The following is a 24939-nucleotide window of genomic DNA, read 5'->3' as shown; positions in this document are numbered from 1 at the left end:
CGCCTCACGGAGCTTGTCTCGGCCGCCTCGCAGTGGCAATCGTCCTGAACCCGAGTGATGCTGAAAGGATCCGTGGTGCTTCCCGAATGGATCAGCCTTGATTGTGTGGCCCCGTCCGAGCTCCATCGGCAGGCGGCGCTGGAACGCCAGGCCCAGTTGACCAAGCCGATTGGCGCCCTTGGGCGATTGGAGCAGGTGGCGGTCGAGCTGGCGGCGCTGCAGGCGTTGGAGCGGCCGGGGGCCGATAGGGTCCCGGTGGTGCTGTTCGCGGGGGACCATGGCATCGCGGCACGGGGCGTGTCGGCGTATCCGCCGGAAGTGACGGTGCAGATGCTGCACAACTTCGCGGCCGGTGGCGCGGCGATCTCGGTGCTGGTGCGCAGCCTGGGCTGTCCGCTCGAGGTGGTCGATGTCGGTACGCTGGCGGATGAGCCGGTGCCCGGTGTCGTCGTCGACAAGCCGCGGCGCGGCACGCGCGACTTCAGCACCGGGGCGGCGCTGACGCCGGAGGAGGTTGCGTTCGCGGCCGACGCCGGACGGCGCGCGGTGGCGCGGCAGGCCGATCACGCGCCGCAGCTCGTGATCTTCGGCGAGATGGGGATCGGCAACACGACGTCGGCGGCAGCGATCGCCGCTGCGCTGCTGTCATGCGCGCCCGCGGACATCGTCGGCAGCGGCACCGGGCTCGACGCCGCCGGGCGGGCGAGGAAGGCCGCGGTGATTGCCGATGCGTTGGGGCGACACGGGCTCACGGCGGGAGCGGCCGTCGCGGACGTCCTGGCTGCCGTCGGCGGCTTCGAGATCATTGCGATGGCCGGCGCGATCGTCGCCGCCGCGCAGCGGCGCTGGCCGGTGCTGGTCGACGGCTTCATCGTCTCGGTCGCGGCGCTGGTCGCCGTCCGCCTCAATCCCTCCTGCCGTCCGTGGCTGCTGTTCTCGCATCGCTCGGCCGAGCGCGGCCACGCCATCGTGCTCGATGCGCTCGGTGCCCGTCCGCTGATCGACCTCGATCTGCGGCTTGGCGAGGCCTCGGGCGCCGCCACTGCGCTGCCGATCATCCGGCTCGCCTGCGCACTCCACAACGGCATGGCGACGTTCGCCGAGGCCGCCGTATCGGGTCGCGAAGCCTGATGCGGATCGATCTGCTGCGGCACGGGACGACAGGACGGGACGGCCATCTCGACGGCCGTACCGACCCGCCGCTCAGCGAGCCCGGCTGGGATCAATTCCGGCGGCAGACGCGGAGCCGGATCTGGCACAGCGTCGTCAGCTCGCCGTTGGCGCGCGCACGTGCGGCCGCGGAGGATTATGCCCGGCTGACCGGCTGCGCGCTGGACATCGACGCGGATTGGAGCGAGCTCGATTTCGGCCTCTGGGACGGGCGGACGCATCGCGACATCGCCGCGGAGCCCGGAGGCGAAGCCTTGCTCGACACCTTCCATGCCGATGCTGAGGTCCGGGCGCCGGGCGGTGAGAGCTGGTCCGATTTGCAGGCGCGAGTGGCGCGCGCAACACATCGTATCCTTGCCCGGCCCGAGCCTGCGCCGGTTCTGGTGGTTGCGCATGGCGGCGCCATGCGCGCAGCGCTCTCGCATCTGCTCGGCTGGCCGCTGCGCCAGCTGTGGAGCCTGCGCATCCGGCCCGGCACGCGGATCACGCTCGAAGCCGGGCTGGGCGGTGATGGTGTATCTTGGGGCGAAATCGTCGAGATCATCCAGCCATGAGTCTGCGTGAATTCTGGATCGCATTGCAGTTCCTGACACGGCTGCCGACACCGCGGGTCGCTGAGTCGCGACCGGACGATCTTGCACGGGCGTCGGTCTGGTTTCCGGCAGCCGGACTGGTGATTGGCGCCTGTCTGGCGCTGGTCGGCCGCCTTTTTCATGATGCCGATCCCTGGATCGTCGCGCTGACCGTGCTGGTCGCCTGGATCGGGATCACCGGCGCGCTGCATCTCGATGGGCTCGGCGACGTCGCCGACGCGTTCGGCGCCTCGCATGGCAAGCCGGAACGCTTCATCGCCGTGCTGGGCGATCCCCATGCCGGCAGCTTTGCCGTCGTCGCGATCAGCTTGCAGATCGCCGCCAAGCTGGTGCTGATCGCCGAGCTGGCGACGGGCCCGACGGCCTGGGCGCTGGTGCTGATCCCGGCCTGGGCACGCTGGGGGACTTTGATCTGCAATAAGACCCTGCTGTCGTTGAAGCCAGGGCTGGGGGCGAGCATCTCGAACAGCGTCGGCTGGAACGTCATCGTCGCCTGGGGCGGCGCGCTCGCGATCGGCGCGCTGGCCGGTGCGGTGCCGACGCTGATCGCGATCGCTCTGGTTCCGGGAATCGCGCTCTATTGGCAATGGCGGCTCGGCGGCATCACCGGCGATTGCCATGGCGCCAGCATCGAGGTCACGGAAACGCTGCTGCTTGCCGCCTGCGTTCTCGGCTAGGACGCGCTGCCGAGCGCCTGCGCTAGCCGCTGCCAGCCTGTCTCATGGCCCGGCAGGCCGAAGCGCAGCCAGCTTGTTTGAGCCGGAAAACGCCGGACATGGATGCCATGGCGGGCGAGCCGGTCGGCAATGTCAGGCGCGCTCGGCGATGTGATCAGTCTGAACAGCGGCGTGCCGCCGAGGACCGCGCAGCCGGCCATGCTCAGAAGATCGTCAATGCGCGAACAATCCTTCGCGAGACGGGCGCGTGTCTGGTGCAACCAGTTTTCATCCGCCAACGCCGTCGTTCCGATCGCGAGCGCCGGTCCGGACACGGCCCAAGGCCCGAGCGCATCACGGAGTTGCCGTACAATGTCGACGGAGCCGATCGCGAAACCGAGGCGGACGCCGGCAAGGCCGTAAACCTTGCCGAACGAGCGCAGCACGATCGTCGCCGGCGGCAAGTCGGCTGCCAGGCTGGCATCGGCGGGATAAAGATCGATGAATGCTTCGTCGACGATCAGCAGACCATCGCGCCGGCGCAGCCCCGCTGCGATGCTGACCAGTGCGTCGCGCGGCAGCAGGCGGCCGGTCGGATTGTTGGGATTCACGACCACGGCGACATCGGCGCCAGCGAGCGCATCGAGATCATCGACCAGACTGACGCGATGACCGCAACGGCGCCAGCACAGCGCATGCTCCTCATAGGTCGGCGCGAGCACGGCGACGGTCGCGGGTGGGCGCAGTCTGGGCAGGATCTGCAAGAGCGCCTGCGTGCCGGGCGCGGCAACGATCATGTCGGGCTCTGCCACGCCATGGCGAGCCGCGGCCGCTGCGCGTAAAGCGTCATTCTCGTATTTGCCAGGCAGACGCGCCCAGCTCTCAGCCGGGATCGCCGGCACGGGATAGGGGATCGGGTTGATTCCGGTCGACAGATCGATCCACGGCGCTGGCGCATCCGGATAGCGACGGCTGATCGCAGCGAGATCGCCGCCGTGAAGGATCGCTTCCGGCTCGTCCGCGCGCATGCTAGTCGCTCTGTCGTCCATCTCTTTCCTTTACATGTCTTTCCTTCAGCGGAGATCGATGTTCGTCTCTCTCGCGCTCACGGCGCTCCTCGTCGAGGCGGCGGTCGGTTATCCCCAGGTCCTGGTGCAGCGGATCGGTCATCCCGTGATGTGGGTGGGCGCGCTGATAGCATGGGGGGACCGCCGCTGGAACAGGGCAGCAGACGGCTTTGCCGCACGACGCGCGCGCGGCATTGCGCTCGTGTGCCTGCTCGTCGCGGGGATGATGGCCACCGGTCTCGCCGCAACATGGGTCATGCAGGCGCTCGTCGGCGAACCGGTCGCAACCATCATCCTTGGTGTGGCGGCAAGCAGCCTGCTGGCCCAGCGCAGTCTCGACACGCATGTCGCCGCGGTTGCAGAGGGACTGGGGCAGGAGGGGCTCGAGGGCGGCCGCAGAGCCGTCTCGATGATCGTCGGCCGCGATCCCGATCGGCTGGATGAAGCCGGCGTTGCGCGGGCCGCGGTCGAGAGCCTGGCAGAAAACTTCTCCGATGGCGTCGTCGCGCCCGTGTTCTGGCTCGTCGTCGGCGGGCTGCCGGGCATCCTGATCTACAAGGCTCTCAACACCGCCGACAGCATGATCGGTCATCTCTCGGACCGTCACCGCGCGTTCGGCTGGGCGGCGGCGCGGCTCGACGATCTCGTCAACCTGCCGGCCTCGCGCCTGTCCGCGCTGTGGATCGCAGCCGCCGCGGCCTGCATCCCGAGCGCCTCGGCTTCGGCCGCGGTGCGAGCCGTTGCACGCGATGCGTCGAAGCACCGTTCGCCCAACGCCGGCTGGCCCGAAGCGGCGATGGCCGGTGCGCTCGGACTGCGCTTGGCGGGGCCGCGCGTCTATCACGGTCATCTCGTCACCGATGCCTGGATGGGCGACGGGCGCGCCGATCTCGACGCGTCCGACATCCGGCAGGCCTTGCGGCTGTATCGGCTGGCCTGTCTGGTTCAGGCCCTGGTCGTCGCAGGACTCGTCCTGGTCAGGATCCTGTAGCCGCCACGGGCGGCGCGGGCTTGCTCGCCAATGCCAGGATACGGTCAACGTCGACGTAGCGCTCGAGATGCGCCGCGAGTGCATCCAACGTCGTGTCCACATCGATCTCATAGGAGAGGCCGCTGGTCGTCGCGCCGAGGCCGCGCAGCCAATGGCTGCGCAGGCCGTCGTCGGCGAACAGGCCATGCACGTAGCAGCCGGCTACCAGGCCATCAGGCGCGATGGCGCCATCGCGCCGGCCATCGGAGAAGGTCAGGAAGGGGCGCTGTGTCGCCCGTCCCTCCGTGCGGCCGATGTGCATCTCGTAGCCGCGGAACGAGAGCTTATCGTGCGTCAGCGTGCCCTGGACCTCGCGTAACGCCTTGTCATCGGTCAGGGTCGTTTCGACGTCGAGCAGGCCAAGTCCCGCGACGGAACCAGCTGCACCCTCGTGCCCATCGGGATCGCTGATCACGCGCCCCAGCATCTGATAGCCGCCGCAGATGCCGAGCACGCGACCGCCGCGGCGAAGATGCGCGATAAGATCGATGTCCCAGCCGGCGCCACGCAGGGCGGCGAGATCGGCGATCGTCGCCTTCGAGCCCGGCAGGATCACCATCGATGCGTCGCCGGGGATCGGCGTGCCTGGCCGCAAGAACTGCAGATCGATTCCATCTTCCAGCCGCAACGGATCGAACTCGTCGAAATTGGAAATGCGCGGGTAGGCGAGGATGACGACCTTCGGCCGTTGTCCTCCCGATGATCCGCGTTCAGCCAGGCCAAGCGCGTCCTCCGCTGGCAGGCGGCGCGCATCCGAAAAATGCGGAATGAGCCCGAGCGATGTCCACCCCGTCCGCTGCGCGATCTCGTTCATGCCCGACGCAAACAAGGCGGGGTCGCCGCGAAACTTGTTGACGAGGAAACCTGCCACGCGCGCGGCATCGTCGGGCGCGATCACCGTCTTGGTGCCGACCAGGCTCGCAATCACGCCGCCTCGATCGATGTCGCCGATCAGCACCACCGGAATCTGCGTCGCCTGCGCGAAACCCATGTTGGCGATGTCGCCGCCGCGCAGGTTGATCTCGGAGGCGGAGCCTGCGCCTTCGACCAGCAAGATGTCGGCATCCGCCGCGAGTTGATGGAAGCTGTCGAGCACGGCCGCCATCAGTTGCGGCTTCATCGCCTGATAGGCGGACGCCTTGGCGGTGCCGATGACGCGGCCCTGCACCACGACCTGCGACCCGATCTCGCTTTGTGGCTTCAGCAGCACCGGGTTCATGTGCACCGTCATCGGCCGCCGCGCCGCGCGCGCCTGCAGCGCCTGGGCACGGCCGATCTCGCCGCCATCAGCGGTGACGGCGGCGTTGTTCGACATGTTCTGCGGCTTGAACGGCGCCACCTTGAGGCCGCGCAATGTCAGCGCGCGCGCGAGCCCCGCGACGATCAGCGATTTGCCGACGTCGGAGCCGGTGCCCTGGAACATGATGGCCCGCGCGCTCATGAGCTCAGTACTCGATGCCTTCCTGCGCCCTCACGCCGGCCGCGAAATGATGCTTCACGAGGTTCATCTCGGTGACGAGATCGGCGGCCTCGATCAGCTCCGGCTTGGCGTTGCGCCCGGTGACGACGACGTGCAGATCGGGACGGCGCCCTGCGAGCGTGGCGACGACGTCTGCGATATCAAGGTGATCGTAGCGCAGCGCGATGTTGAGCTCATCGAGGACGAGCAGCCGGATCGACGGATCCGCCATCAGCTCCTTAGCCTTCGCCCAGGCGCGCTCGGCCGCGGCGACGTCGCGCGCACGATCCTGCGTCTCCCACGTAAAGCCTTCCCCGAGCGTGTGCCACGACACCTGATCGCCGAACTTCTCGATCGCCTTGCGCTCGCCGGTTTCCCACGCGCCTTTGCCGAACTGCACGACGCCGATGCGAAAGCCGCGGCCGAGTGCGCGCAGCATCAGGCCCCACGCCGCCGTCGATTTTCCCTTGCCCTTGCCGGTGTGAACGATCAGCAGGCCCTTCTCCACGGTTTTGGAGGCGACCTCGGCATCCTGCACCGCCTTGCGGTTCTCCATCTTCGCCTTGTGGCGTGAATCGTCGGCGCTTCCGGTCATCGGCATTGTCTCCTCGTCACTTCAACGTCAGCGGCAGTCCCGCCGCCATCAGGATCACGCGATCCGCTAAGGCCGCGATGTCCTGGTTCAGTCGCCCCTGGGCGTCGCGAAAGGCGCGCGCGAGCGCGTTGTCCGGCACGATGCCCAGTCCGACTTCGTTGGACACCGCCACGATCGGGCCATGCGCGTTCCTGAGCGCGTCGATCAGCTCGGCTGATCTTGCCGCCACGTTCATGTCGGCGAGCATCACGTTGCTGAGCCAGAGCGTCAGGCAATCGATCAGCATCGGTACGCCCGATTCTCCACTTGACCGGACGAGGCCCGCGAGATCATGCGCCGTCTCCAGCGTCTGCCATCCCTCGGCGCGGCGCGCCTTGTGCTGGGCGATCCGGTCGGTCATTTCGGCGTCGAAGGCCTGCGCGGTCGCAACATAGGTCCAAGGCGGCGGAAGGGCGGTGACGAGGGCCTCGGCATGGCGGCTCTTGCCCGAGCGCGCACCGCCGAGCACCAGCGTCAGGCGCGGCAGGGCGGGATGCGGCGGGGCGGGGACCATGGGGACGATTCCGATTGACGGGCTTTGGTGCGACCCGTATCTAACAGATGACGGTTCTCCGAAAGGAGAGATTTAGGGAACACGGTGCGGGTTCTTGACCCAAGGCCGTGGCTGCCCCCGCAACTGTAATCGGCGAGTGTGAGGCCAAGACACCACTGGGAAACCGGGAAGGTGGCTTCATGCGGTGACCCGAGAGCCAGGAGACCTGCCGTCGACATTGCTGTTGGCCGACCCGTCGCGCGGGGAGTCGCGATGCTGGTTCTGATCCCGCCGGGATGGGCGGGGTGCCGTCGGATGCAGCGCATCGTCCGGTCCTCTGGGGAGCCGGCAAGCGACGGAGACGGCCATGAAGTTGACCCGTACCACGACCTTTGCAGCCGCGAGCCTGATGCTGCTCGCCACCGATCCCGCCTTCGCGCATCACATGATGGGTGGCAAACTGCCGCAGACGTTTGCGCAGGGGATGCTGTCCGGCCTCGGCCATCCTGTCATCGGAATCGACCATCTGGCGGCGATCGTGGGCGCGGGCATCGTTGCAGCGCTTCTGGGCCGCGGCTTCGCGCCGGTGCTCGCCTTCACCACCGCGATGATCGCGGGCGTCGGCCTTCATGTGGCCAAGGCCAACATCCCGGCTGCCGAGCTGCTGGTCGGCCTGACCACCGTCGTGGTTGGGCTGGTGGTGGTGATGCGTGGCCGTTTCGGTGTGCTGCCCGTCGCCGGCCTGTTCGCCGTGACCGGCCTCGTCCATGGATATGCGCTGGGCGAATCGATCGTCGGGGCCGAGAACACCCCGCTCGGGGCCTATCTCGTCGGTCTGCTCGTGATCCAGACCATCATCGCCGCCGGCGCGTTCCTCGGCACCAGGCTGCTGTCGGCGAAGGCCAAGACGGCTGCGCCGCTGGCGCTGCGGCTCGCGGGCGCTGCCATCGTGCTGGTGGGTGGGGTCGCCGCGGCGACCGCGGCTGGCGTGATCGGCTGATTGATGACCGCATCGGAGACTGGTGAGACGACGCTGTTCGTCTGCGTCACCTGCCGTTCGCAGGGGACGGAACCTACGCCGCCTGATCAGCCGCGGGCCGGAGCCCGTTTGCTCGCCGCGATCGAGACGTTGCCGACCGCGCAGCGCGCCGGTGTCACCGTTGTCGGTGTCGAGTGTCTGTCGAACTGCAATCGTGCGTGCACGGTTGCGGTGACGGCGCCGGGCAAATGGACCTATGTGCTCGGCGCCCTCGATCCGGATCTGCATGCGCGGGATGTGCTGACATTTGCGCAACTGCATCAGCGCCATGACGCCGGCCTGCCGGCCTGGCGCGAGCGTCCCGAATACATTCGCAAGAACACCGTCGCGCGCGTGCCTGCGCTGTCAGCGCCACGCTGAAAACGAGAGATCGTATCGCCATGACGAAGTCGTTCGCCAAGACGCCTTGCACCATCGTCACCGGTTTCCTCGGCGCCGGCAAGACCACGCTGGTGCGCAACCTGATCGAGACCGCGAACGGTCGCCGGCTCGCCATCATCGTCAACGAGTTCGGCGATGTCGGCATCGACGGCGACATCCTGAAGGGGTGCGGCGTGCCGGATTGTCCGGAGGATCGCATCGTCGAGCTGTCGAACGGCTGCCTGTGCTGCACCGTTGCCGATGATTTCGTCCCCGCGCTCAGGAGCCTGCTGGATCAGAAGGAGCCGCCTGAGCATATCGTGATCGAGACCTCGGGGCTGGCGCTGCCGAAGCCGCTGGTGCAGGCCTTCAACTGGCCCGAGATCGCGACGCGCGTCACCGTCGACGGCGTCGTTGCGGTCGTCGATGGTCCGGCGGTGGTCGCGGGACGCTTCGCCGATGATCCCGAAGCGCTCGCCGCGCAGCGCGCCACCGATGCGTCGCTCGATCACGACAATCCGCTGGAGGAGGTCTACGAGGACCAGCTGTTGTGCGCCGATCTCGTCGTGATGAACAAGAGCGACCTGATGAGCGAGGAGCAGCGCAAGGATGTCGCCGCCGAGATCGCGGCCAAGGTGCAGCGTGCCGTCAAGGTGATCGCGACGGAGCACGGCAGGCTGTCGGCTTCGGTGCTGCTCGGACTCGGTGCCGCCGCGGAGGACGATCTCGCGGCCCGGCCGTCGCATCACGACAACGAGGCCGAGCACGATCACGACGATTTCGAGAGTTTCGTGCTCGACGTTCCGGCGCAGGCTTCGCCCGATGCGCTCGTCGACCGCATCGCGGCCGCCGTCGACGCACATGATGTGTTGCGGGTGAAAGGGTTCGTGGAAGTCGCCGGCAAGCCGCTGCGCCTCCTGGTGCAGGCCGTCGGCAGCCGCATCCAGCATCAGTTCGAGCGCCCGTGGCGCTCGGGCGAATCGCGGCAGGGGCGGCTGGTGATCATCGGCGAGCGCGGCCTCGATGCCGCCGCCATCCAGAGCCTGATCACAGGATAGGCGTCACCGATGCACCTGCTGGCGACAACGGGCGCGGATCTCGACGACCTCGAACAGGCCGTGGATCTTGCACAGTCGCCGGCCGAGATCGTCGTGCTGTCGTTCTCGGACACCGACCTGTCGGCGCTGGCCGAAGCCTGGACCGTGTCGTCGGATGACCTGCCGAGCCTGCGCCTCGCCAGCTTGAAACGGCTGAAGCATCCGATGTCGGTCGATCTCTATGTCGACCGCGTCGTGCTGGGCGCGCGCGCCGTCGTCGTGCGCTGTCTCGGCGGGCTCGACTATTGGCGCTACGGGCTGGAGCGCATCGCATCGGTCTGCCGCAGCCGCCACATCCTGTTCGCGGCACTGCCGGGTGACGATCGCGCCGACGACAGGCTTGCTGAGCTCTCGACCTTGCCGCAGGACGCGACCTCGCGTCTCTACGGTTATCTGCACGAGGGCGGGGTCGGCAATGCGCGCGAGGCCCTGCGCTATCTCGCGACGCTGCTCGGGCGCGACGCGCAGTTTGCCGAACCGATCGCGATCGGTTCGATCGTCGGCTTCATGCCCGATCGCGGAGCCGTCGGCATCGATGATCTCTGCAGCCATGATGATGCGCGGCCGAGCGCGCTGATCGTGTTCTACCGTGCGAGCCTGCTCGCTGCCGATACGGCCGGGATTGCTGAGCTGATGCGGGCGATCGAAGCCAAAGGGCTGGCGGCAGTCGCGGTCGCGGTGACCAGCCTGAAGGATCCCAATATTGGGGATGCACTGGCGCGACTCGTCCAGCGCCGGCGTCCTGCGATCATTTTGAACGCCACCGCGTTCTCGGCGCTGCGCGACGACGGCACCACGGTGCTCGACGTGGCCGATGCACCAGTTCTGCAAATCATCCAGGCGCAGAGCACGGAAGAGGCCTGGGCCTCGTCGGCGCGCGGACTGTCGCCGACGGACCTCGCGATGAATGTCGTGCTGCCGGAGCTCGACGGCCGGCTGTTGGCGCGCCCGATTGCGTTCAAGGGCGAGGCGCCGGCGGATGAGCGTCTGCAGTTCAGCGCGATGCGCTATGTACCTCAACAGGACCGCATTGCTTACGTCGCGCAGCTGGCGGCGCGATGGGCGCAATTGCGGGGGCTGCCGGCCGGCGAGCGGCGTGTGGCGCTGGTGCTCTCCGATTATCCGTCGCGCGGCGGCCGCCGCGGCTACGCCGTCGGTCTCGACACCAGCGCAAGCGCAGCCGCCATTGCGCGGCTGTTGGCGGAGGCGGGGTACGACATCGGCCGCGTAGCGCCGACCACGGACGATATCGAAACGCTGCTGCGGGACGAGGCGGATGAGCTCGTGGTGCCGCTCGCGGCCTATCGGTGTGCTCTGGTGCTGTTGCCGGACGATCTGCAGCGTGCGCTACATGACATCTGGGGAGAGGCGGAAGCGGACCCGGCGTTCCGGGATGGCGCCTTCCATTTTCCGGTGCTGCGTGCGGGAAAACTCCTGATCTTGTTGCAACCGGATCGTGGCAGTCGCGCCGATCGCAAGTCCGGTTATCACGACACCAGCGTGCCGCCGCGGCACGCCTATGTCGCGCTCTATGCATATCTGCGAGAGGCCGAGCTGATCGATGCGCTGATCCATCTTGGTGCGCATGGCACGCTGGAATGGCTGCCGGGCAAGGCGCTGGCGCTGTCAAATGCCTGCTGGCCGGAGGCCGTGCTGGGCCCGCTGCCGGTGATCTACCCCTTCATCGTCAACAATCCCGGCGAAGCGATGCAGGCCAAGCGGCGGTTGTCGGCACTGACGCTCGGGCATCTGACGCCGCCGCTGTCGCAGGCCGGTCTGCACGGATCCCTGCTGGAGCTGGAGGGGCTGGTCGAGGAATATGCTGAGGCGGATGGCCTCGACAAACGCCGCCTGAAACTGCTCGAGGAGGAGATCGTCGCGCGGGCCTGGCAGGGCGGCCTGGCCGCCGATTGCGGGCTCGACCGTGCCATGACCGGACGCGAGGCGATCGCGCAGCTCGATGCGCAGCTCTGCGACATCAAGGAGCTCGCGGTGCGCGACCGCCTGCATGTGTTTGGGGAGGCGCCCGACACGGCGGCGACCGCCCTGCTGGCCGATGCGATCACGGCGGCGATGGGGCAGGCGGTGACGGTCGATCGCGCCGACATCGCCGCACGGATCGCCGCGAGCGCTGCGGCCGAGCGAAGCGCGTTGCTCGCGGCACTCGACGGTCGCCGCGTCGCTGCCGGTCCCGCCGGCGCGCCGAGCCGCGGCCGTCTCGACGTGCTGCCCACGGGCCGCAATCTGACCGCGATCGATCCGCGCGCGATCCCGACCCGGACCGCGGCCGTGGTCGGCGTACGCGCGGCTGATGAGGTGATCCGGCGCTATTTGCAGGATCATGGCGACTACCCGCGCGCGCTCATGCTCGATCTCTGGGCGTCCGCATCGCTGCGCACGGGCGGCGACGATCTGGCCCAGGCCTTGGCTTATCTCGGCGCGCGGCCGCGCTGGGACCTCAACTCCAATCGGGTCACCGGCGTCGACGTGCTGCCGTTGGCGATGCTCGACCGCCCGCGCATCGATGCGACGCTGCGGATCTCGGGGCTGTTCCGCGACCTGTTCGAAGCGCAGATCGCGCTGTTTGATCTCGCCGTGCAGAAGGTGGCGTCACTCGACGAGGACGATGCCGACAATCCGCTGGCCGCGGCACGGCGGCGCGGCGAGAGCCTGGCGCGCGTGTTCGGCGGCGCGCCCGGCAGCTACGGCGCCGTTGCCGCCGACCTCGCGCTCGGGATGGACTGGACGAGCCGGTCGCAGCTCGGCGAAGCGTATCTTGAGAGCACCGCTTACAGTTTCGGCGGAGCGCATGACGGCGTGTCGGCCTCCGACACGTTCCGCGCCCGTGTCCGCAGCGCCGATGCCCTCGTGCATCCGCAGGACGATCGTGAGCGCGACCTCCTCGATGGCGAGGAGGTGGCCGATTTCGCCGGAGGCTTCGCAGCCGCTGCAGCGTCGCTCGGCGCGTCGCCCGTACTGCTTCATCTCGACACCAGCCGTCCGGAGGCGCCGGCGGCGCGGAGCTTCAGCGAGGAGATTGCCCGCGTGGTGCGCGGCCGTCTCACCAATCCGCGCTGGATCGCGGGAATGCTCGCGCATGGCTACCGCGGCGTCGCCGAGATCGCGCAGGGCGTCGACGCGCTCTACGCCTTTGCGGCCACCTCCGACACCGTTGCCGAGCACCTGTTCGATCTGGCGCATGGTGCGCTGCTGCGCGACGAGGCCGTGCTGGACGGCATGACCGCACGCAATCCCGCGGCCGTCGCCGCGATCGTGGCGCGATTCGAAGACGCGCTGCGACGGCAGCTGTGGGTGCCACGCCGGAATGCCGTCGCCGATGAGCTTGCGCATGCCCGCGCGCGCCTGACGCAAGCGGAGAGCGCGTCATGACCGCCTCGGTCGAGATCAAGGGCTGGTGCCCGGGCGCGCGGAGGCCGATGCCGAGCGGCGACGGCCTCATCGTTCGTGTCCGGCCGCATGGTGGCGCGTTGCCGGTGTCGGCGCTGCGTGAGCTTGCCGAGGCCGCTCGGCGCTACGGCAACGGCCAGATCGACCTCACGCGCCGCGCCAATCTGCAAATTCGTGGCGTATCGTCCGAGACGCTCGCGCCGCTGTGGGAGCTGATGGCATCGCTCGGCCTGCTCGATGACAGCGCCGAGCTCGAGGCCATCCGCAACATCGTCGTCAACCCGCTGGCGGGACTCGACCCGGCCGAATGGGTCGACATGCGCCCCGTCGCCGCCGAGCTGGAGACGCTGCTGGCCTCGGATCAGGCGCTCCATGCGCTGCCGGCCAAGTTCGGCTTTGCGCTGGACGGCGGCGGCAGGCTGCCGCTGACCGGGCTCGCCGCGGATGTTCGTCTCGTCGCCTGTGGTGGCACTGAGGCAAGGCGGATCGCCGCCGGCATTGCCGGTTCGAACGACGATGTGTGGCTGGGAACGGCAGCCGTGACCGACGCGGCGTCGACGGCCGTTCACCTCGCGCGGCTGGTGCTGCAACACAGCCCGACGCGACGTTCCGCGACGTTGCAGCCGCAAGCGAGCGCTGCCATCCGCGCTGAACTGGGCCTCGATGTTTCAAACGCCATCGCAACGGCGTCAGCAACCATTTCGCAGCGACGTTGCGGCGTCATCGCTCTGACGGATCAAACCTGCGCCGTCGGTCTCGGCGTGCCGTTCGGCCGCATTGATAGCGGCACGCTGGCGCGGCTCGCGGCCATGCTTGCGGCACATGATGTCGCCGAGGTCCGCTTGTCACCATGGCGCGCGCTTTATGTCGCCGCGGGTGCCGTGACCGCGGAGCAACTGGCGGCGGATGCCGCCCGGCTCGGCCTGGTCGTCGACGATGCCGATCCACTGATGCGCATCGACGCCTGCTCGGGCGTCGGCTGCTGTCCATCGACCGGACTGGCGACGCGACAGCATGCCGGCCTGCTCGCGGATGCGATGGCTCGGACTGGATTCAACGGTACGCTGCACGTCTCCGGCTGCGCCAAGGGCTGCGCACGCTCGGCAGCCGCGGACGTCGTGCTGGTCGGCGAGGGCGAAGGTTATCACGTCGTCCGCAACGGCACGGTGAAGAGCGAGCCCTGCGGCATGCTCGATCCCACCGAGATCGACGTCGACGGACTGTTCGAAACGAAAGAAAAGGCCGATGTCTGAGCTGCGCGACTACATCAAGGACGGCGCGGAGATCTATCGCCGCTCGTTCGCGACCATCCGCGCCGAGGCCGATCTGTCGCGCTTCCGCGGACTGGAAGAGAAGATCGCCGTGCGTATCATCCATGCCTGCGGCATGGTCGAGATCACCTCCGACATCGCGATGTCCGAACACTTCGCCGCCGCGGCGCGGGAGGCGCTCGATCGTGGCGCGCCGATCCTGTGCGATGCCAAGATGGTGGCGCAGGGGATCACGCGGGCGCGGTTGCCGGCGAGGAACGAGATCATCTGCACGCTCGATGCGCACGAGGTGCCGGCGCTCGCCGCGCAGCTCGGCACGACCCGATCCGCAGCAGCGCTGGAGCTGTGGCGGCCGCACCTCGGCGGCGCCCTGGTGGCGATCGGCAATGCGCCGACGTCATTGTTTCATCTGCTCGACATGCTCGATCAGGGCGCGCCGCGACCGGCGGCGGTGATCGGAACGGCTGTGGGGTTCGTGGGAGCCCGCGAGTCCAAGGAGGCGCTCGCGGCCGATGGTCGGGTACCGTATCTGATCGTCAAGGGCCGCAAGGGCGGCAGCGCCATGGCGGTTGCGGCGGTGAATGCGATCGCGAGCGACGTCGAATGAGCCTGCTCGACACCATCGCGGGCTCGGCCGATCCGGGTACGCTGTACGGCATCGGCGTCGGTCCGGGCGACGTTCGCTATCTGACCTTGCGCGCCGCTGGTCTGGTTCGGTCCGTCGATGTGGTGGCGTTCTTTGCCAAGCGCGGCATGGAAGGCAACGCGCGACGGATCGTGGCGCCGTTGATGGAATCCGGCCGCCACGAGCTGCGGCTCGAATATCCGGTCACGGAGGAATTGCCCGTCGCCGACTTGTCCTATCAGTCCCAGATCGCCGATTTCTACCGGCGCGCGTCGGAGAGCATCACCGCGCATCTGGCGGCGGGGCGATCGGTCGGTCTGCTGTCCGAAGGCGACCCGTTCTTCTACGGCTCGTTCATGCATATGTGGCGGCGGCTCGAGCGCGATCATCCGGTCGAGGTCGTCCCGGGCGTCACCGGCATGTCCGGCTGCTGGACCAAGGCCAATGTTCCCATCACCTGGGGCGACGATGTCCTGTCCGTGCTGCCGGGCACGCTGGGCGAGGACGTCCTGCATGACCGGCTGACGCGTTGCGAGGCCGCCGTCATCATGAAGGTCGGGCGCAACCTTGCTAAAGTGAAGCGCGCGATCATCAGCGCCGGATTGCTCGATCGCGCGCTCTATGTCGAGCGCGGTACGATGGAAGCGCAGCGTGTCGCGCCGCTGGCCGAGGTGGAACTGGACCGCGGCCCCTATTTCTCGATGATCCTGATCCCCGGACAAGGGCGTCGGCTATGACGGGTACGCTGACGATCGTGGGCGTCGGCCCGGGGCGGGCCGAACTGATCACGCCGGCCGCCGCGGCCGCCATCGCAGGCGCGACCGATCTGATCGGCTATGGACCGTATCTCGACAGGGTGACGACGACGAGTCCGGGTCAAATCCGGCACGCCAGTGACAATCGCGTCGAGCTCGACCGCGCCCGCCACGCACTCGGGCTCGCAAGCGACGGCAAGCAGGTCGCGGTGGTGTCGGGCGGTGATCCCGGCGTGTTCGCGATGGCCGCGGCGGTGTTCGAAGCGGTCGAGGCGGGACCGGCGGCGTGGCGTGACCTCGACATCCGCGTCGAGCCTGGTGTCACCGCGATGCTGGCGGCGGCGGCCGAGGTCGGGGCGCCGCTCGGTGGCGACTTCTGCGCGATCTCGCTGTCCGACAATCTCAAGAGCTGGACGACCATCCGCCGCCGCCTCGAGGCGGCTGCCGCCGCCGACTTCGTCATCGCGCTGTATAATCCGCTGTCCAAGGCGCGACCTCATCAGCTGGGCGAGGCGTTCGCGCTGTTGCGGCGGATCAAGCCGGAGTCGACCGTCGTCGTCATGGTGCGGGCCGCCGGCAGTGGTGATGTCCGACGGATCATCACCACCTTGGGTGAGGTCGATCCCGGCAAGGCGGACATGCGAACGCTCGTGCTGATCGGATCGACCGCCACGCGCCTGATCGCGCGCGAGGGAAAGGCGCCCTACGTCTATACGCTGCGCCGCGAGGTCGAGGGCGGCGCATGAGCCAGTCGTGCCTCCAGCCATTGCAACGCGGCTCGCGCGCCGCCCAGCGCGACGCCCTGCGGCTTGTCGGGTCGGGCGATCATCACCACGGGAATCGCGAGCCGCCGCGCGGCTGCGATCTTCGGATAGGTCGCGGCGCCTCCGGAGTTCTTCGACACCACGAAGGCGATGCGCTCCTGGGTCAGAAAGGCTCCCTCTGTCGCCTCGTCGAACGGCCCGCGATCGTGGACGAAGCGAATGTCGGGCGGCAACGCGACGTCGCCAGGCGGATCGATGGTTCGCGCGACGTAGTGATGCTGAGGGGCTGCTGCGAAGGCTGCGAGCTCCAGGCGACCAAGGCTGAGGAACACACGCGCCGTATCTGCTCCGAGCGCGGAAGCCGCGTCGTCGGCACTGCTGACCTCGATCCAGCGGTCGCCGTCCTGACGTTGCCATGCCGCGCGCCGGATCGACGCCAGCGGCACCGACAGCGCATGGCAGGCTGCAACCGCATGTCGCGAGATCTGGTCGGCGTAGGGATGCGTGGCATCGACGACGGCGTCAATTGCATGATCGCGCAGCCAGGCTTCCAGTCCGGCGATGCCGCCGAAGCCGCCGATGCGCGTCGGCAGCGGCTGCGGTCTGGGCGAAGCGGTGCGGCCGGCGAGCGAGAGCGTCGCAGCGAACCGGTCGTCGCCGGCGAGCAGCTTCGCCAGCTCCGAAGCCTCGGTCGTCCCGCCGAGAATGAGGATGCGCATGCGGGGCAGGGTCCATGGTGAACTCGGCCGCAACTTGCAACGCGCAGCGCTGGCTGTCCATCGTCGGGATTGGCGAGGATGGTGTTGACGGTCTCTCAACGTCTGCACGACGTCTCATCGCGCAGGCGGCGCTCGTGGTCGGCGGCGCGCGCCATCTCGAGCTTGCGGCGCCGTTGATTGCGGGGGAACGGCTGGCCTGGCCCAGCCCGCTGAAGCTCGCGTTCGACCAGATCGCGGCGCGACGGGGAGAGCCCGTCGTCGTTCTCGCAAGCGGCGATCCTTTCAACTACGGCGTCGGCAAGCAGCTGATGCAGCGTTTCGCGTCCGCCGAGATGCTTTGCGTCCCGCAGCCCTCGGCCTTCAGCCTCGCAGCGGCACGGCTCGGCTGGCCGCTGCAGGATGTGACGCAGGTGACGCTGCACGGCCGCCCGCTCGAAGGGATCATCCGCCATCTCGCGCCGGCGGCGCGCATTCTGGCCCTGGCCTGGGACGGTTCCACTGCCGCACGGCTCGCCGCGCTGCTGACCTCACGCCGCATGGGACGCTCGCGCCTGACGGTGCTGGAAGCGATCGGCGGCGCGCACGAACGGGTGCGCAGCGCGTCGGCCGACGCGTTCGATCTCTCTGATATTCATCCGCTGACGACGATCGCGATCGATGTCGAAGCGGAGGTTGATGCGCCCGTGATCCCGCTGACCGCCGGTCTTGCCGATGACCTGTTCGAGCATGACGGCCAGTTGACCAAGCGCGAGCTCCGCGCCGTGACGTTGTCGGCCCTGGCGCCGCGTCCGGGCGAGCTGTTGTGGGACGTCGGGCTGGGCTCGGGTTCGGTGGCAATCGAGTGGCTGCTGCGTCATGGCTCGTTGCGCGCAATCGGCATCGAGGCGCGCCAGGACCGGGCCGACCGGGCGATGCGCAACGCGCTGGCGCTCGGCACTCCCGAGCTGACACTGGTGACGGGGCGCGCGCCAGCGGTGCTGGCGGATCTCGAAACGCCGGATGCGGTCTTCATCGGCGGCGGCATTTCGGAAGCGGGGGTGTTCGAAGCCGTCTGGTCGCGGCTGAAACCCGGCGGCCGCCTCGTCGCCAACGTGGTGTCGCTCGAAGGCGAGACGCGGCTGAGCGCGTTGTTCGGCCAGCATGGCGGTGAACTGATCCGCATCGCCGTTTCGCGCATCGAGCCGGTTGGCCGCATGCATGGCTGGCGGCAGGCCATGCCGATCACGCAGTGGCGGGTGACGAAGCCATGATCGCGCTCGGGATTGGTTGCCGGCGTGCCGCCGACGTCGCAGATATCGAGGCGGTCATCGCGCATGCGCTCTCGCTTGTGCGCCTCGCGCCCGCAGACGTGGCGGTGCTCGCCACTGCGGCTGACAAGGCCAGTGAGCCTGGCGTGATCTGCGCCGCGCAACGGCTTGGCCGTCCGCTCGTCGCCATCGCCTCTGCTGACATGGCGGCTGTTGCCGATCGCGCGATCACGCGGAGCGATCGCGTCAGGTGCTTGAAGGGTGTACCTTCGGTTGCCGAGACGGCGGCGCTCGCTGCCGCCGGCGTGAATGCCCGACTGATCCTCGTGCGCGTCGCAAACGCCGTAGCGACCTGCGCGGTGGCGGAGGGCGACGGCGCCATTGTTGCGGAGCCTGCCTCATGACGGTGCATTTCGTTGGCGCGGGTCCAGGCGCGCCGGACCTGATCACCTTGCGCGGCCGCGACCTGATCGCGCGCTGCCCGGTGTGTCTCTATGCGGGCTCGCTGGTCCCTCGGGCGCTGCTCGATCATTGTCCACCCGGCGCGCGTATCGTCGACACGGCACCGATGTCGCTCGACGAGATCGTCGCCGAAATCGAGCGCGCCACGCTCGCGGGCGAAGATGTGGCGCGACTGCATTCCGGCGATCTCTCGATCTGGAGCGCGCTCGGCGAGCAATTGCGGCGCCTCGATGCGTTGCGGATCCCGTACACGATCACACCGGGCGTGCCGTCGTTCGCGGCGGCTGCCGCCGCGCTTGGCCGCGAACTGACCTTGCCGGGCCTCGCCCAATCGGTGGTGCTCACGCGGACGTCCGGCCGCGCGTCGGCCATGCCGGAGACGGAGCAGCTCTCGCTGTTCGCGCAGTCGCGCGCCACGCTCGCCATCCATCTCTCGATCCACGTTCTCGATAGAGTCGTTGACGAGCTGCGGCCGCATTACGGCGACGACTGCCCGGTGGCGATCGTCTATCGCGCGAGCTGGCCGGATCAGTTGGTCCTGACCGGCACGCTGGCGACGATCGTCGGACAAGCCGCGGCTTCCGCCGTGGAGCGGACCGCGCTGATCCTCGTGGGCCGCGCGCTCGCAGCCGAGGATTTTCGCGACAGCGCGCTGTACGATACCGGCTATCAGCGGCGCTTCCGGGGGAGGGGCGAATGAGCCGGTCCCTGACTTTGTCCCACCAGCCGGCCGTCACGGTCGAACACGGCGACGTCGAGGACCATGTCGTTGTCGCCCAGCGCACGCCGCGCCGTCTTCCAGGCGGCGAGCGCGACGGCCTCGCCGGCGGGAAATCCGACCCGCTCGGCCTCCTGCAGCACCTGCAGCGCGGTGTTGGCCGTGCGTGCGCTCGTGACCAGCGTGGCCGGCGCCCCCGCGTCATGCAGCGTGTTCGCGAGCCAGCCGAGATCGACCTCGCCGGCGCGCGAATGCAGGTCGAGCAGGCCCTGGCCGAGCTTGGTCATCTTGGCGAAGCCGCCGGCCACGGTGACGCGGGCGACCGGATGCCGGCGCAGATATTTCAACATGCCGCCGGCGAAATCGCCCATGTCGATCAGCGCCGTCTCCGGCAGGCCATGGAGCTGCTGCACGGCCTTCTCGGACGTGCTTCCCGTCGCGCCGGCGATGTGCGGCAGGCCAGCCGCGCGCGCGACGTCGATACCGCGATAGATGGAGTGGATCCAGGCAGCACAACTGAACGGCACCACGATTCCCGTGGTGCCGAGGATCGACAGGCCGCCGACAATGCCGAGCCGCGGGTTCAGCGTCTTCCTGGCGAGCTCCTCGCCGCCGGGAATGGAGATCTCTACGGCCACATCGCGCGCCGCGCCGAGCGCTGCAGCGGCCTCATTGATCGCCGCCGCGATCATCTCGCGCGGCACCGGATTGATCGCAGGTTCTCCCGGCGGCAGCGGCAATCCCGGTCGCGTCACTGTGCCGACGCCGGGGCCGGCGCGGAACGTCACGCCGGACTTGTCTGCACCGCGCTGCAGAGTCGCTTTGACCAGCGCACCGTGCGTGACATCGGGATCGTCGCCGGCGTCCTTGACGACGCCCGCGGTTGCCTTGGTGCCGTCGGTCTCATGCATCGCGATCGCAAAGCCGACGCGACGTCCGCCGGGCAAGGCGATCTCGACCATGGCAGGACAGTTGCCCGTGATCAGCAGCTCGTAGGCGGCGCGCGCCGCAGCCGTGGCGCAGCTGCCGGTCGTCCAGCCACGCTTCAGCGGTTGGTTCGGCGGATCCGCAGTTTCCTTCATGTCCGTTCGCATAGCACATTTTGCCAAGCCTCGGCGGCGTTGCGGCCATGACCATGGTGGCGCCCAACGGAATCATCGTCGCCGCGCCGCGTTCCGGCGCCGGCAAGACGACGGTCACGCTCGGGCTCTTGCGTGCGCTCAGCCGGCGCGGCGCGCGCGTGCAACCCTTCAAATGCGGCCCGGACTATATCGATCTTGCCTATCACACGGCCGCTGCAGGACGGACGAGCTACAATCTCGACGGCTGGTCGATGTCGGCGCGGCAACTGCTCGGGCTTGCCTGCAGCGTTGCCGCCGACGCCGATATCGCCATCATCGAGGGCGTCATGGGCCTGTTCGATGGTGCGTCACATCCCGGGCGCGCGGGCAGCGGCTCGGCCGCGGATCTCGCAGCCCTGACCGGCTGGCCAGTCGTGCTCGTTCTCGATGTCAGTGGGCAGACCGAGACGGCCGCCGCCGTCGCGCTCGGCTGCGCGCGTTTTCGCGACGATGTTCGCGTGGCCGGGGTGATCCTCAATCGGGTCGCGAGCGAGCGCCACCGAGCGCTCATCGAGCCGGCGTTCGCGGCTATCGGAATCAAGGTCCTCGGCGCTCTGGCGCGGGACGCGCAATTGACCTTGCCGGAACGTCATCTCGGCCTGGTCCAGGCCCAGGAGATCACGGCCATCGAGGCCCATCTCGAGCGTCTCGCGGCCAGCGTGTCCGGATCGGTCGATCTCGACGCGCTGCTCGCTCTCGCGAACCCGATCCGCGCGCCCGATCTGGCGGCGCAGACATCCAGCCTCGGCCTCAAACCGCCCGGACAGCGCATCGCGTTCGCAGCAGATGCCGCCTTCTCGTTCAGCTATCCGCACCTCCTCCGGCACTGGCGCGCTCAGGCCGCGGAGACCATTCCGTTCTCGCCGTTGAACGACGAGGCTCCCGATCCCGCAGCCGACGCGGTCTGGCTGCCAGGCGGCTATCCCGAATTGCATGCGGGACGGTTGGCCTCGGCGCGGTCGTTCCTCGATGCGTTGCGCGCGATGGCGTTACGCGGCGTGCCGATCCACGGTGAGTGCGGCGGCTACATGACGCTGGGGACAGGACTCGAGGATGCTCACGGTGTCCGGCATGCGATGGCCGGGCTGCTGTCGCTGGAAACGTCGTTCGCGCGCCGCCGCCTGCATCTCGGCTATCGTCAAGCGACGCTCTTGGCCGACTGCAGTCTCGGCGGAAGAGGGGCCGTCGTTCACGGTCACGAATTCCACTATGCAACCATCCTGAGCGAGGCAGACGATCCGCTGATCGCGTGCCGCGATGCGTCGGGCGGCGTTGTCGCCGAGCACGGCGCCCGGCGCGGGTCGGTGACCGGATCGTTCCTGCACGTCCTGAGCGGGGAGGGCGCATGAGCGAGCCAGGCCGAAGCCCTCCGCAGTTCGACGCGACATTCCGGCAGCGCTTTGCCGAGCTGGTGCGCTGGCGTCGCGACGTCCGCCGTTTCCGCGCCGATCCGGTCTCCCCAGAGCTGATCGAACAGTTGCTCGCGCTCGCGTCCCATGCGCCATCCGTCGGCTTCTGCCAGCCCTGGCGGTTCGTGCTCGTCGAGAGCCCTGAACGCCGCGCGACGGTCATCGAGAACTTCCAGCACGCGAACCAGGCCGCGCTCGCCGGCTATGATGGTGAGCGCCGCGCGCTCTATGCAAGCCTCAAGCTGGAAGGCTTGACGCAGGCGCCGGTCCATCTCGCAGTCTGTGCCGACGAGGGCGCTGCCACCGGCCATCGTCTCGGCCGCGCCACGATGCCGGAAACGCTCCGCTACTCGGTGGTGGCCGCGATCCAGACGTTCTGGCTGGCAGCGCGCGCGGAAGGTCTCGGCGTCGGCTGGGTGTCGATCCTGGACCCGGCGGCTGTCTGTCGTGAACTCGAGTTGCCGTCCGACTGGAGCCTGATTGCGTATCTCTGCGTCGGCTGGCCGCAGGAGGAGCATGACGATCCCGAGTTGGAACGTCACGGCTGGGAAACGCGGCTCGACCAGACCGTGATCAAGCCGCTCAAGCGCTAGTCACGATGCGAGCGCCAGCGCCGGTGCGTCAACCGTCATCGGCTCGCCGACAGCGTCCGCGGCGCGCATGAGCTGAAACCGTGTGCCGTGCAGGTTGAGGGTCAGTGGAATGCCGCGGAAATCGTCGTGAAAGGCGCGGATGCGGCGCGCCATTTCGGCCGGATCGATGTCGACGGGCATGTCGCACATGGCGGCGTACATCTGCCGGGTGCTCTTCGCGCCGCTCCAACCGGTGCCGAGTGCCGGCAGCGGGCCGGCATGGCAGGCGAGGTCGCGCGACATCCGCCAGAACAGATAGGCGAGCCGCACGAACGTCATCTGCTCCAAGCCGCGGACATCGACGCCTCGCGGGATGTCGAACGTCTCGACACCGACGATCGCGCCGCAGTCGACCCGGGCCTCCATCGCATGGGCCGTCGCGCCGAAGCGCGTCGCACCGTCGTACATCGCGAAATGGGCCGGTGCCCAGCCGGGATAATCCGGCGGGCCCGGATGAAAATTGTAGGCGCCGTGGCCGACCGCCTGAAGGATGGCGGCGGGCACGATGACGCCGGTCGTGAAGGCAAGCAGGCGGGATCTGCCGAGCACGTCGCGCTCGATGGCTTCGATGTCCTGCAGGCTGACCGCGAAACGGAATGCGAGGGCAGGGTTGTGCGCCCGCAGGAGCTCCGACAATGCGAGCTGCTGGTCGCGGCTGCCGGTGAGAAGGATGATGGTGTCGAACATGATTTGTCCTGGCTGGCGTCAGTGGCGATGGGCGTTGAAGCTGGCGGGCCGGCGCGTCGCTTCCGAGGCGGCGGTGGCGGCGAACAGATCCGCCGGCAGTTCCTGACCGGGGATGATCTCGAGCACCATGTTGTCGGCCAGCAAAGCGGCCTCCCTCGCGATGCGAACCTCCGGCGGCCACGAGCACAGCGAAAGCTCGAGGCGGCCAAAGCCGCCGCAATCGGCGACGAAGGCGCTGGTCAGCCTCTCGATGCTGTCAGCCGTTGCGCGTGCGCTACTGCGTTCGACGTCGCGCAGGATGACCGTGATGCCCCGGTCGGACTTCACTCTCGAGCGCACCACGAGCAGCGACTCCAGCGCGCCGACGCGCCCAGCCCGCCGCGGCGACCGCGCCACCTCGGCGAAGTCCGGGTCGGGACCAAGATCAGCCTTGGTCGGCTTCAGATTGTGCACGATCGTCGCGTTGCGGACCCCGGCTTCCCCTGCAACGGCATGAAAGCTGCGGGGAAGCCAGACCGTGTCGAGCGCGATCTGAGACGTTACCGCACTCCAGGCCTGGTCGATCAGATAGCCGCCCCAGACATCGGGGTATGACGAGGCGATCTCGCGCCAGGTCGTCAGCATTGTCTCGGCCGCCTTGGAGCGACCGAAATAGAGGGTACGCGCCGACATCTCCCAGCCGTTCCACTTATGGACGGCGAAGTCGCAGCCCGTCAGATGAGGAAGGTCCGGGGGGGCTTGAAACATCACGTCGGCCTCGACGTACAGCAGCGGCTCGCGGTGACGCTGCCACATCCACGCGATGAAGTCGGCCTTGTCGGCAGCGCTCAGACGCTCGCCGGGGCGTCGATCGATCGCCTCGATGTCGAATGGGAGCCCGAACCGCTGCAGCGAGCGTCTGAGATGATAGACGTGCAGGTCGCCGACCGTCGTTGGATGGCAGGACACGACACGCATCGCGGTTGCGGGTGCCGCCTCCGGAGCAGGCCAGTCGCGGCCGCCCCACCACAATTCATGCGGACCGTCGGCTGAGGTGCCGACGGTACCGAACGCGGTCAACTTGGATTTCAGGAAATCGAACGCAGGATTTTCGCCGAAGGGGATGACCACGGCGTCATACGTTGTCAGCGAGCCATGCAGCAGTTCGGCACCCGCGCCCGTTGGCGGGTCGAGCAGGACGACCGTACGGCCACGGCCAAGCGACGGACGGTCGCCGCAGTGAATCGGCGGCCCGAACGTCCGCGACAGCCATTGGAGACGACGACCTTGCTGCTGACCGAGCTTGACGCCAAGAGCGCGCAGGGCTTGCACCGGGTCGTCGTCAATGGTCTTCGGGTCTTGTCGCGTCATGCCGGGTCCTCCTGCACAATCAAACGGACCACGTCAGCCAATCAGGCGCGTCGATCGCGCATGTGCTTGCGCTGATGAATTGCGATGATGCGCGTAGGACGAGGCTCTCGACACGGAAAACGCGAACTTCGTTTCGCAATGTTGCCGGGCGCGCCGCTCGAATCCCCAACGGT

The 24939-nt window shown here is 68.3% G+C and carries 25 protein-coding genes and 1 riboswitch; of the genes, 17 read left to right on the top strand and 8 right to left on the bottom strand.

The features are described from left to right. The first annotated feature begins 75 nt into the window (after window positions 1–75). From cobT to QW863_RS34240, 3 genes are read left to right on the top strand one after another with little or no spacing between them, the layout of a single operon-like run. Window positions 76–1131: a nicotinate-nucleotide--dimethylbenzimidazole phosphoribosyltransferase gene (gene cobT / locus QW863_RS34250; RefSeq protein WP_315718468.1), complete on the top strand. Its 1056-nt coding sequence runs from the start codon at window positions 76–78 to the stop codon at window positions 1129–1131. Further along, window positions 1131–1724, top strand: coding sequence for a histidine phosphatase family protein (locus QW863_RS34245; protein ID WP_315718425.1), 594 nt, complete (start codon window positions 1131–1133; stop codon window positions 1722–1724). The genes cobT and QW863_RS34245 overlap by 1 nt, the downstream gene beginning before the upstream one ends. Next, window positions 1721–2440 (top strand): adenosylcobinamide-GDP ribazoletransferase, encoded by a 720-nt coding sequence (locus QW863_RS34240; RefSeq protein WP_315718426.1) that lies wholly within the window; start codon window positions 1721–1723, stop codon window positions 2438–2440. The genes QW863_RS34245 and QW863_RS34240 overlap by 4 nt, the downstream gene beginning before the upstream one ends. On the opposite strand, the gene cobD is transcribed toward QW863_RS34240, so the two are convergent. Then, window positions 2437–3468, bottom strand: coding sequence for a threonine-phosphate decarboxylase CobD (cobD, locus tag QW863_RS34235; RefSeq protein WP_315718427.1), 1032 nt, complete (start codon window positions 3466–3468; stop codon window positions 2437–2439). The genes QW863_RS34240 and cobD overlap by 4 nt on opposite strands. Window positions 3469–3505: 37 nt before the next feature. Here cobD and cbiB point away from each other — a divergent pair, with 37 nt between their 5' ends. Continuing rightward, on the top strand, window positions 3506–4477 hold the full coding sequence (cbiB, locus tag QW863_RS34230) for an adenosylcobinamide-phosphate synthase CbiB (protein WP_315718428.1): 972 nt from the start codon (window positions 3506–3508) through the stop codon (window positions 4475–4477). On the opposite strand, the gene QW863_RS34225 is transcribed toward cbiB, so the two are convergent. From QW863_RS34225 to cobU, 3 genes are read right to left on the bottom strand one after another with little or no spacing between them, the layout of a single operon-like run. Then, window positions 4464–5957 carry a cobyric acid synthase gene (locus QW863_RS34225; protein WP_315718429.1) on the bottom strand — a complete coding sequence of 498 codons (1494 nt, stop codon included), beginning with the start codon at window positions 5955–5957 and terminating at the stop codon, window positions 4464–4466. The two genes, cbiB and QW863_RS34225, sit on opposite strands and share 14 nt — an antisense overlap. Before the next feature lie 4 nt (window positions 5958–5961). Continuing rightward, on the bottom strand, window positions 5962–6570 hold the full coding sequence (gene cobO / locus QW863_RS34220; RefSeq protein WP_315718430.1) for a cob(I)yrinic acid a,c-diamide adenosyltransferase: 609 nt from the start codon (window positions 6568–6570) through the stop codon (window positions 5962–5964). A 16-nt stretch (window positions 6571–6586) separates the two neighbouring features. After that, window positions 6587–7123: a bifunctional adenosylcobinamide kinase/adenosylcobinamide-phosphate guanylyltransferase gene (gene cobU / locus QW863_RS34215; RefSeq protein ID WP_315718431.1), complete on the bottom strand. Its 537-nt coding sequence runs from the start codon at window positions 7121–7123 to the stop codon at window positions 6587–6589. Window positions 7124–7157: 34 nt separating this feature from the next. Next, window positions 7158–7351: riboswitch (cobalamin riboswitch) on the top strand. 118 nt (window positions 7352–7469) lie between these two features. On the opposite strand from cobU, the gene QW863_RS34210 reads away from it, so the two are divergent. From QW863_RS34210 to cobJ, 8 genes are read left to right on the top strand one after another with little or no spacing between them, the layout of a single operon-like run. Beyond that, the gene (locus QW863_RS34210) at window positions 7470–8102 is read left to right on the top strand and encodes a HupE/UreJ family protein (protein ID WP_315718432.1); all 633 of its coding nucleotides are present in this window, start codon (window positions 7470–7472) and stop codon (window positions 8100–8102) included. A 3-nt stretch (window positions 8103–8105) separates the two neighbouring features. After that, window positions 8106–8501, top strand: a complete 396-nt coding sequence (locus tag QW863_RS34205; protein WP_315718433.1) for a DUF1636 domain-containing protein — start codon at window positions 8106–8108, stop codon at window positions 8499–8501. Between the two features lie 20 nt (window positions 8502–8521). Beyond that, the gene (cobW, locus tag QW863_RS34200) at window positions 8522–9559 is read left to right on the top strand and encodes a cobalamin biosynthesis protein CobW (RefSeq protein WP_315718434.1); all 1038 of its coding nucleotides are present in this window, start codon (window positions 8522–8524) and stop codon (window positions 9557–9559) included. Window positions 9560–9568: 9 nt separating this feature from the next. After that, window positions 9569–12988: a cobaltochelatase subunit CobN gene (gene cobN, locus QW863_RS34195; protein WP_315718435.1), complete on the top strand. Its 3420-nt coding sequence runs from the start codon at window positions 9569–9571 to the stop codon at window positions 12986–12988. Then, window positions 12985–14259, top strand: a complete 1275-nt coding sequence (cobG, locus tag QW863_RS34190) for a precorrin-3B synthase (protein ID WP_315718436.1) — start codon at window positions 12985–12987, stop codon at window positions 14257–14259. The genes cobN and cobG overlap by 4 nt, the downstream gene beginning before the upstream one ends. Then, window positions 14252–14884: a precorrin-8X methylmutase gene (locus QW863_RS34185; protein WP_315718437.1), complete on the top strand. Its 633-nt coding sequence runs from the start codon at window positions 14252–14254 to the stop codon at window positions 14882–14884. Before cobG ends, QW863_RS34185 begins: the two co-directional genes overlap by 8 nt. After that, complete coding sequence (locus tag QW863_RS34180; RefSeq protein WP_315718438.1) at window positions 14881–15639, top strand: precorrin-2 C(20)-methyltransferase; 759 nt, start codon at window positions 14881–14883, stop codon at window positions 15637–15639. Before QW863_RS34185 ends, QW863_RS34180 begins: the two co-directional genes overlap by 4 nt. After that, on the top strand, window positions 15636–16403 hold the full coding sequence (gene cobJ / locus QW863_RS34175) for a precorrin-3B C(17)-methyltransferase (protein ID WP_315718439.1): 768 nt from the start codon (window positions 15636–15638) through the stop codon (window positions 16401–16403). The genes QW863_RS34180 and cobJ overlap by 4 nt, the downstream gene beginning before the upstream one ends. Here the strand turns inward: cobJ and QW863_RS34170 are convergent. After that, window positions 16367–17140, bottom strand: coding sequence for a cobalt-precorrin-6A reductase (locus QW863_RS34170; RefSeq protein WP_315718440.1), 774 nt, complete (start codon window positions 17138–17140; stop codon window positions 16367–16369). The genes cobJ and QW863_RS34170 overlap by 37 nt on opposite strands. A 14-nt stretch (window positions 17141–17154) precedes the next feature. On the opposite strand from QW863_RS34170, the gene cbiE reads away from it, so the two are divergent. Genes cbiE through cobM form a run of 3 tightly spaced genes read left to right on the top strand, consistent with a single transcriptional unit; the run spans window position 17155 to window position 19549 of the window. Then, window positions 17155–18390 (top strand): precorrin-6y C5,15-methyltransferase (decarboxylating) subunit CbiE, encoded by a 1236-nt coding sequence (cbiE, locus tag QW863_RS34165; RefSeq protein ID WP_315718441.1) that lies wholly within the window; start codon window positions 17155–17157, stop codon window positions 18388–18390. Beyond that, on the top strand, window positions 18387–18791 hold the full coding sequence (locus QW863_RS34160) for a cobalamin biosynthesis protein (RefSeq protein WP_315718442.1): 405 nt from the start codon (window positions 18387–18389) through the stop codon (window positions 18789–18791). The genes cbiE and QW863_RS34160 overlap by 4 nt, the downstream gene beginning before the upstream one ends. Continuing rightward, complete coding sequence (cobM, locus tag QW863_RS34155; protein WP_315718443.1) at window positions 18788–19549, top strand: precorrin-4 C(11)-methyltransferase; 762 nt, start codon at window positions 18788–18790, stop codon at window positions 19547–19549. Before QW863_RS34160 ends, cobM begins: the two co-directional genes overlap by 4 nt. On the opposite strand, the gene QW863_RS34150 is transcribed toward cobM, so the two are convergent. Further along, window positions 19519–20649: a cobalt-precorrin-5B (C(1))-methyltransferase gene (locus tag QW863_RS34150; protein WP_315718444.1), complete on the bottom strand. Its 1131-nt coding sequence runs from the start codon at window positions 20647–20649 to the stop codon at window positions 19519–19521. The two genes, cobM and QW863_RS34150, sit on opposite strands and share 31 nt — an antisense overlap. Window positions 20650–20696: 47 nt before the next feature. On the opposite strand from QW863_RS34150, the gene QW863_RS34145 reads away from it, so the two are divergent. Both QW863_RS34145 and bluB read left to right on the top strand, forming a co-directional pair. Then, window positions 20697–22037 (top strand): cobyrinate a,c-diamide synthase, encoded by a 1341-nt coding sequence (locus QW863_RS34145; RefSeq protein ID WP_315718445.1) that lies wholly within the window; start codon window positions 20697–20699, stop codon window positions 22035–22037. Continuing rightward, the gene (gene bluB, locus QW863_RS34140; RefSeq protein ID WP_315718446.1) at window positions 22034–22690 is read left to right on the top strand and encodes a 5,6-dimethylbenzimidazole synthase; all 657 of its coding nucleotides are present in this window, start codon (window positions 22034–22036) and stop codon (window positions 22688–22690) included. Before QW863_RS34145 ends, bluB begins: the two co-directional genes overlap by 4 nt. On the opposite strand, the gene QW863_RS34135 is transcribed toward bluB, so the two are convergent. Together QW863_RS34135 and QW863_RS34130 are read right to left on the bottom strand one after the other, a co-directional pair. Next, on the bottom strand, window positions 22691–23416 hold the full coding sequence (locus QW863_RS34135; RefSeq protein ID WP_315718447.1) for a formyltransferase family protein: 726 nt from the start codon (window positions 23414–23416) through the stop codon (window positions 22691–22693). An 18-nt stretch (window positions 23417–23434) separates the two neighbouring features. Then, entirely contained in the window at window positions 23435–24766 is a 1332-nt protein-coding gene (locus tag QW863_RS34130) for a hypothetical protein (protein WP_315718448.1), read from the bottom strand. Window positions 24767–24939: the final 173 nt, after the last annotated feature.

It is taken from the genome of Bradyrhizobium sp. SZCCHNR1017 (genome assembly GCF_032381375.1).
Taxonomy (GTDB): Bacteria; Pseudomonadota; Alphaproteobacteria; order Rhizobiales; family Xanthobacteraceae; genus Bradyrhizobium.
The sequence above is the reverse complement of the archived record's forward strand: the minus strand, read 5'-3'. Positions and strand labels throughout refer to the sequence as shown.

Coding starts and splice junctions, on each gene's coding strand:
- cbiE (WP_315718441.1), top strand. CDS start 17,155: ATGGTGAACTCGGCCGCAACTTGCAACGCGCAGCGCTGGCTGTCCATC.
- QW863_RS34170 (WP_315718440.1), bottom strand. CDS start 17,140: ATGCGCATCCTCATTCTCGGCGGGACGACCGAGGCTTCGGAGCTGGCG.
- QW863_RS34245 (WP_315718425.1), top strand. CDS start 1,131: ATGCGGATCGATCTGCTGCGGCACGGGACGACAGGACGGGACGGCCAT.
- QW863_RS34240 (WP_315718426.1), top strand. CDS start 1,721: ATGAGTCTGCGTGAATTCTGGATCGCATTGCAGTTCCTGACACGGCTG.
- cbiB (WP_315718428.1), top strand. CDS start 3,506: ATGTTCGTCTCTCTCGCGCTCACGGCGCTCCTCGTCGAGGCGGCGGTC.
- QW863_RS34205 (WP_315718433.1), top strand. CDS start 8,106: ATGACCGCATCGGAGACTGGTGAGACGACGCTGTTCGTCTGCGTCACC.
- QW863_RS34135 (WP_315718447.1), bottom strand. CDS start 23,416: ATGTTCGACACCATCATCCTTCTCACCGGCAGCCGCGACCAGCAGCTC.
- QW863_RS34160 (WP_315718442.1), top strand. CDS start 18,387: ATGATCGCGCTCGGGATTGGTTGCCGGCGTGCCGCCGACGTCGCAGAT.
- QW863_RS34180 (WP_315718438.1), top strand. CDS start 14,881: ATGAGCCTGCTCGACACCATCGCGGGCTCGGCCGATCCGGGTACGCTG.
- bluB (WP_315718446.1), top strand. CDS start 22,034: ATGAGCGAGCCAGGCCGAAGCCCTCCGCAGTTCGACGCGACATTCCGG.
- cobM (WP_315718443.1), top strand. CDS start 18,788: ATGACGGTGCATTTCGTTGGCGCGGGTCCAGGCGCGCCGGACCTGATC.
- QW863_RS34130 (WP_315718448.1), bottom strand. CDS start 24,766: ATGACGCGACAAGACCCGAAGACCATTGACGACGACCCGGTGCAAGCC.
- cobO (WP_315718430.1), bottom strand. CDS start 6,570: ATGACCGGAAGCGCCGACGATTCACGCCACAAGGCGAAGATGGAGAAC.
- QW863_RS34150 (WP_315718444.1), bottom strand. CDS start 20,649: ATGAAGGAAACTGCGGATCCGCCGAACCAACCGCTGAAGCGTGGCTGG.
- QW863_RS34225 (WP_315718429.1), bottom strand. CDS start 5,957: ATGAGCGCGCGGGCCATCATGTTCCAGGGCACCGGCTCCGACGTCGGC.
- QW863_RS34145 (WP_315718445.1), top strand. CDS start 20,697: ATGACCATGGTGGCGCCCAACGGAATCATCGTCGCCGCGCCGCGTTCC.
- QW863_RS34210 (WP_315718432.1), top strand. CDS start 7,470: ATGAAGTTGACCCGTACCACGACCTTTGCAGCCGCGAGCCTGATGCTG.
- cobU (WP_315718431.1), bottom strand. CDS start 7,123: ATGGTCCCCGCCCCGCCGCATCCCGCCCTGCCGCGCCTGACGCTGGTG.
- cobJ (WP_315718439.1), top strand. CDS start 15,636: ATGACGGGTACGCTGACGATCGTGGGCGTCGGCCCGGGGCGGGCCGAA.
- cobD (WP_315718427.1), bottom strand. CDS start 3,468: ATGGACGACAGAGCGACTAGCATGCGCGCGGACGAGCCGGAAGCGATC.
- cobN (WP_315718435.1), top strand. CDS start 9,569: ATGCACCTGCTGGCGACAACGGGCGCGGATCTCGACGACCTCGAACAG.
- cobG (WP_315718436.1), top strand. CDS start 12,985: ATGACCGCCTCGGTCGAGATCAAGGGCTGGTGCCCGGGCGCGCGGAGG.
- cobW (WP_315718434.1), top strand. CDS start 8,522: ATGACGAAGTCGTTCGCCAAGACGCCTTGCACCATCGTCACCGGTTTC.
- QW863_RS34185 (WP_315718437.1), top strand. CDS start 14,252: ATGTCTGAGCTGCGCGACTACATCAAGGACGGCGCGGAGATCTATCGC.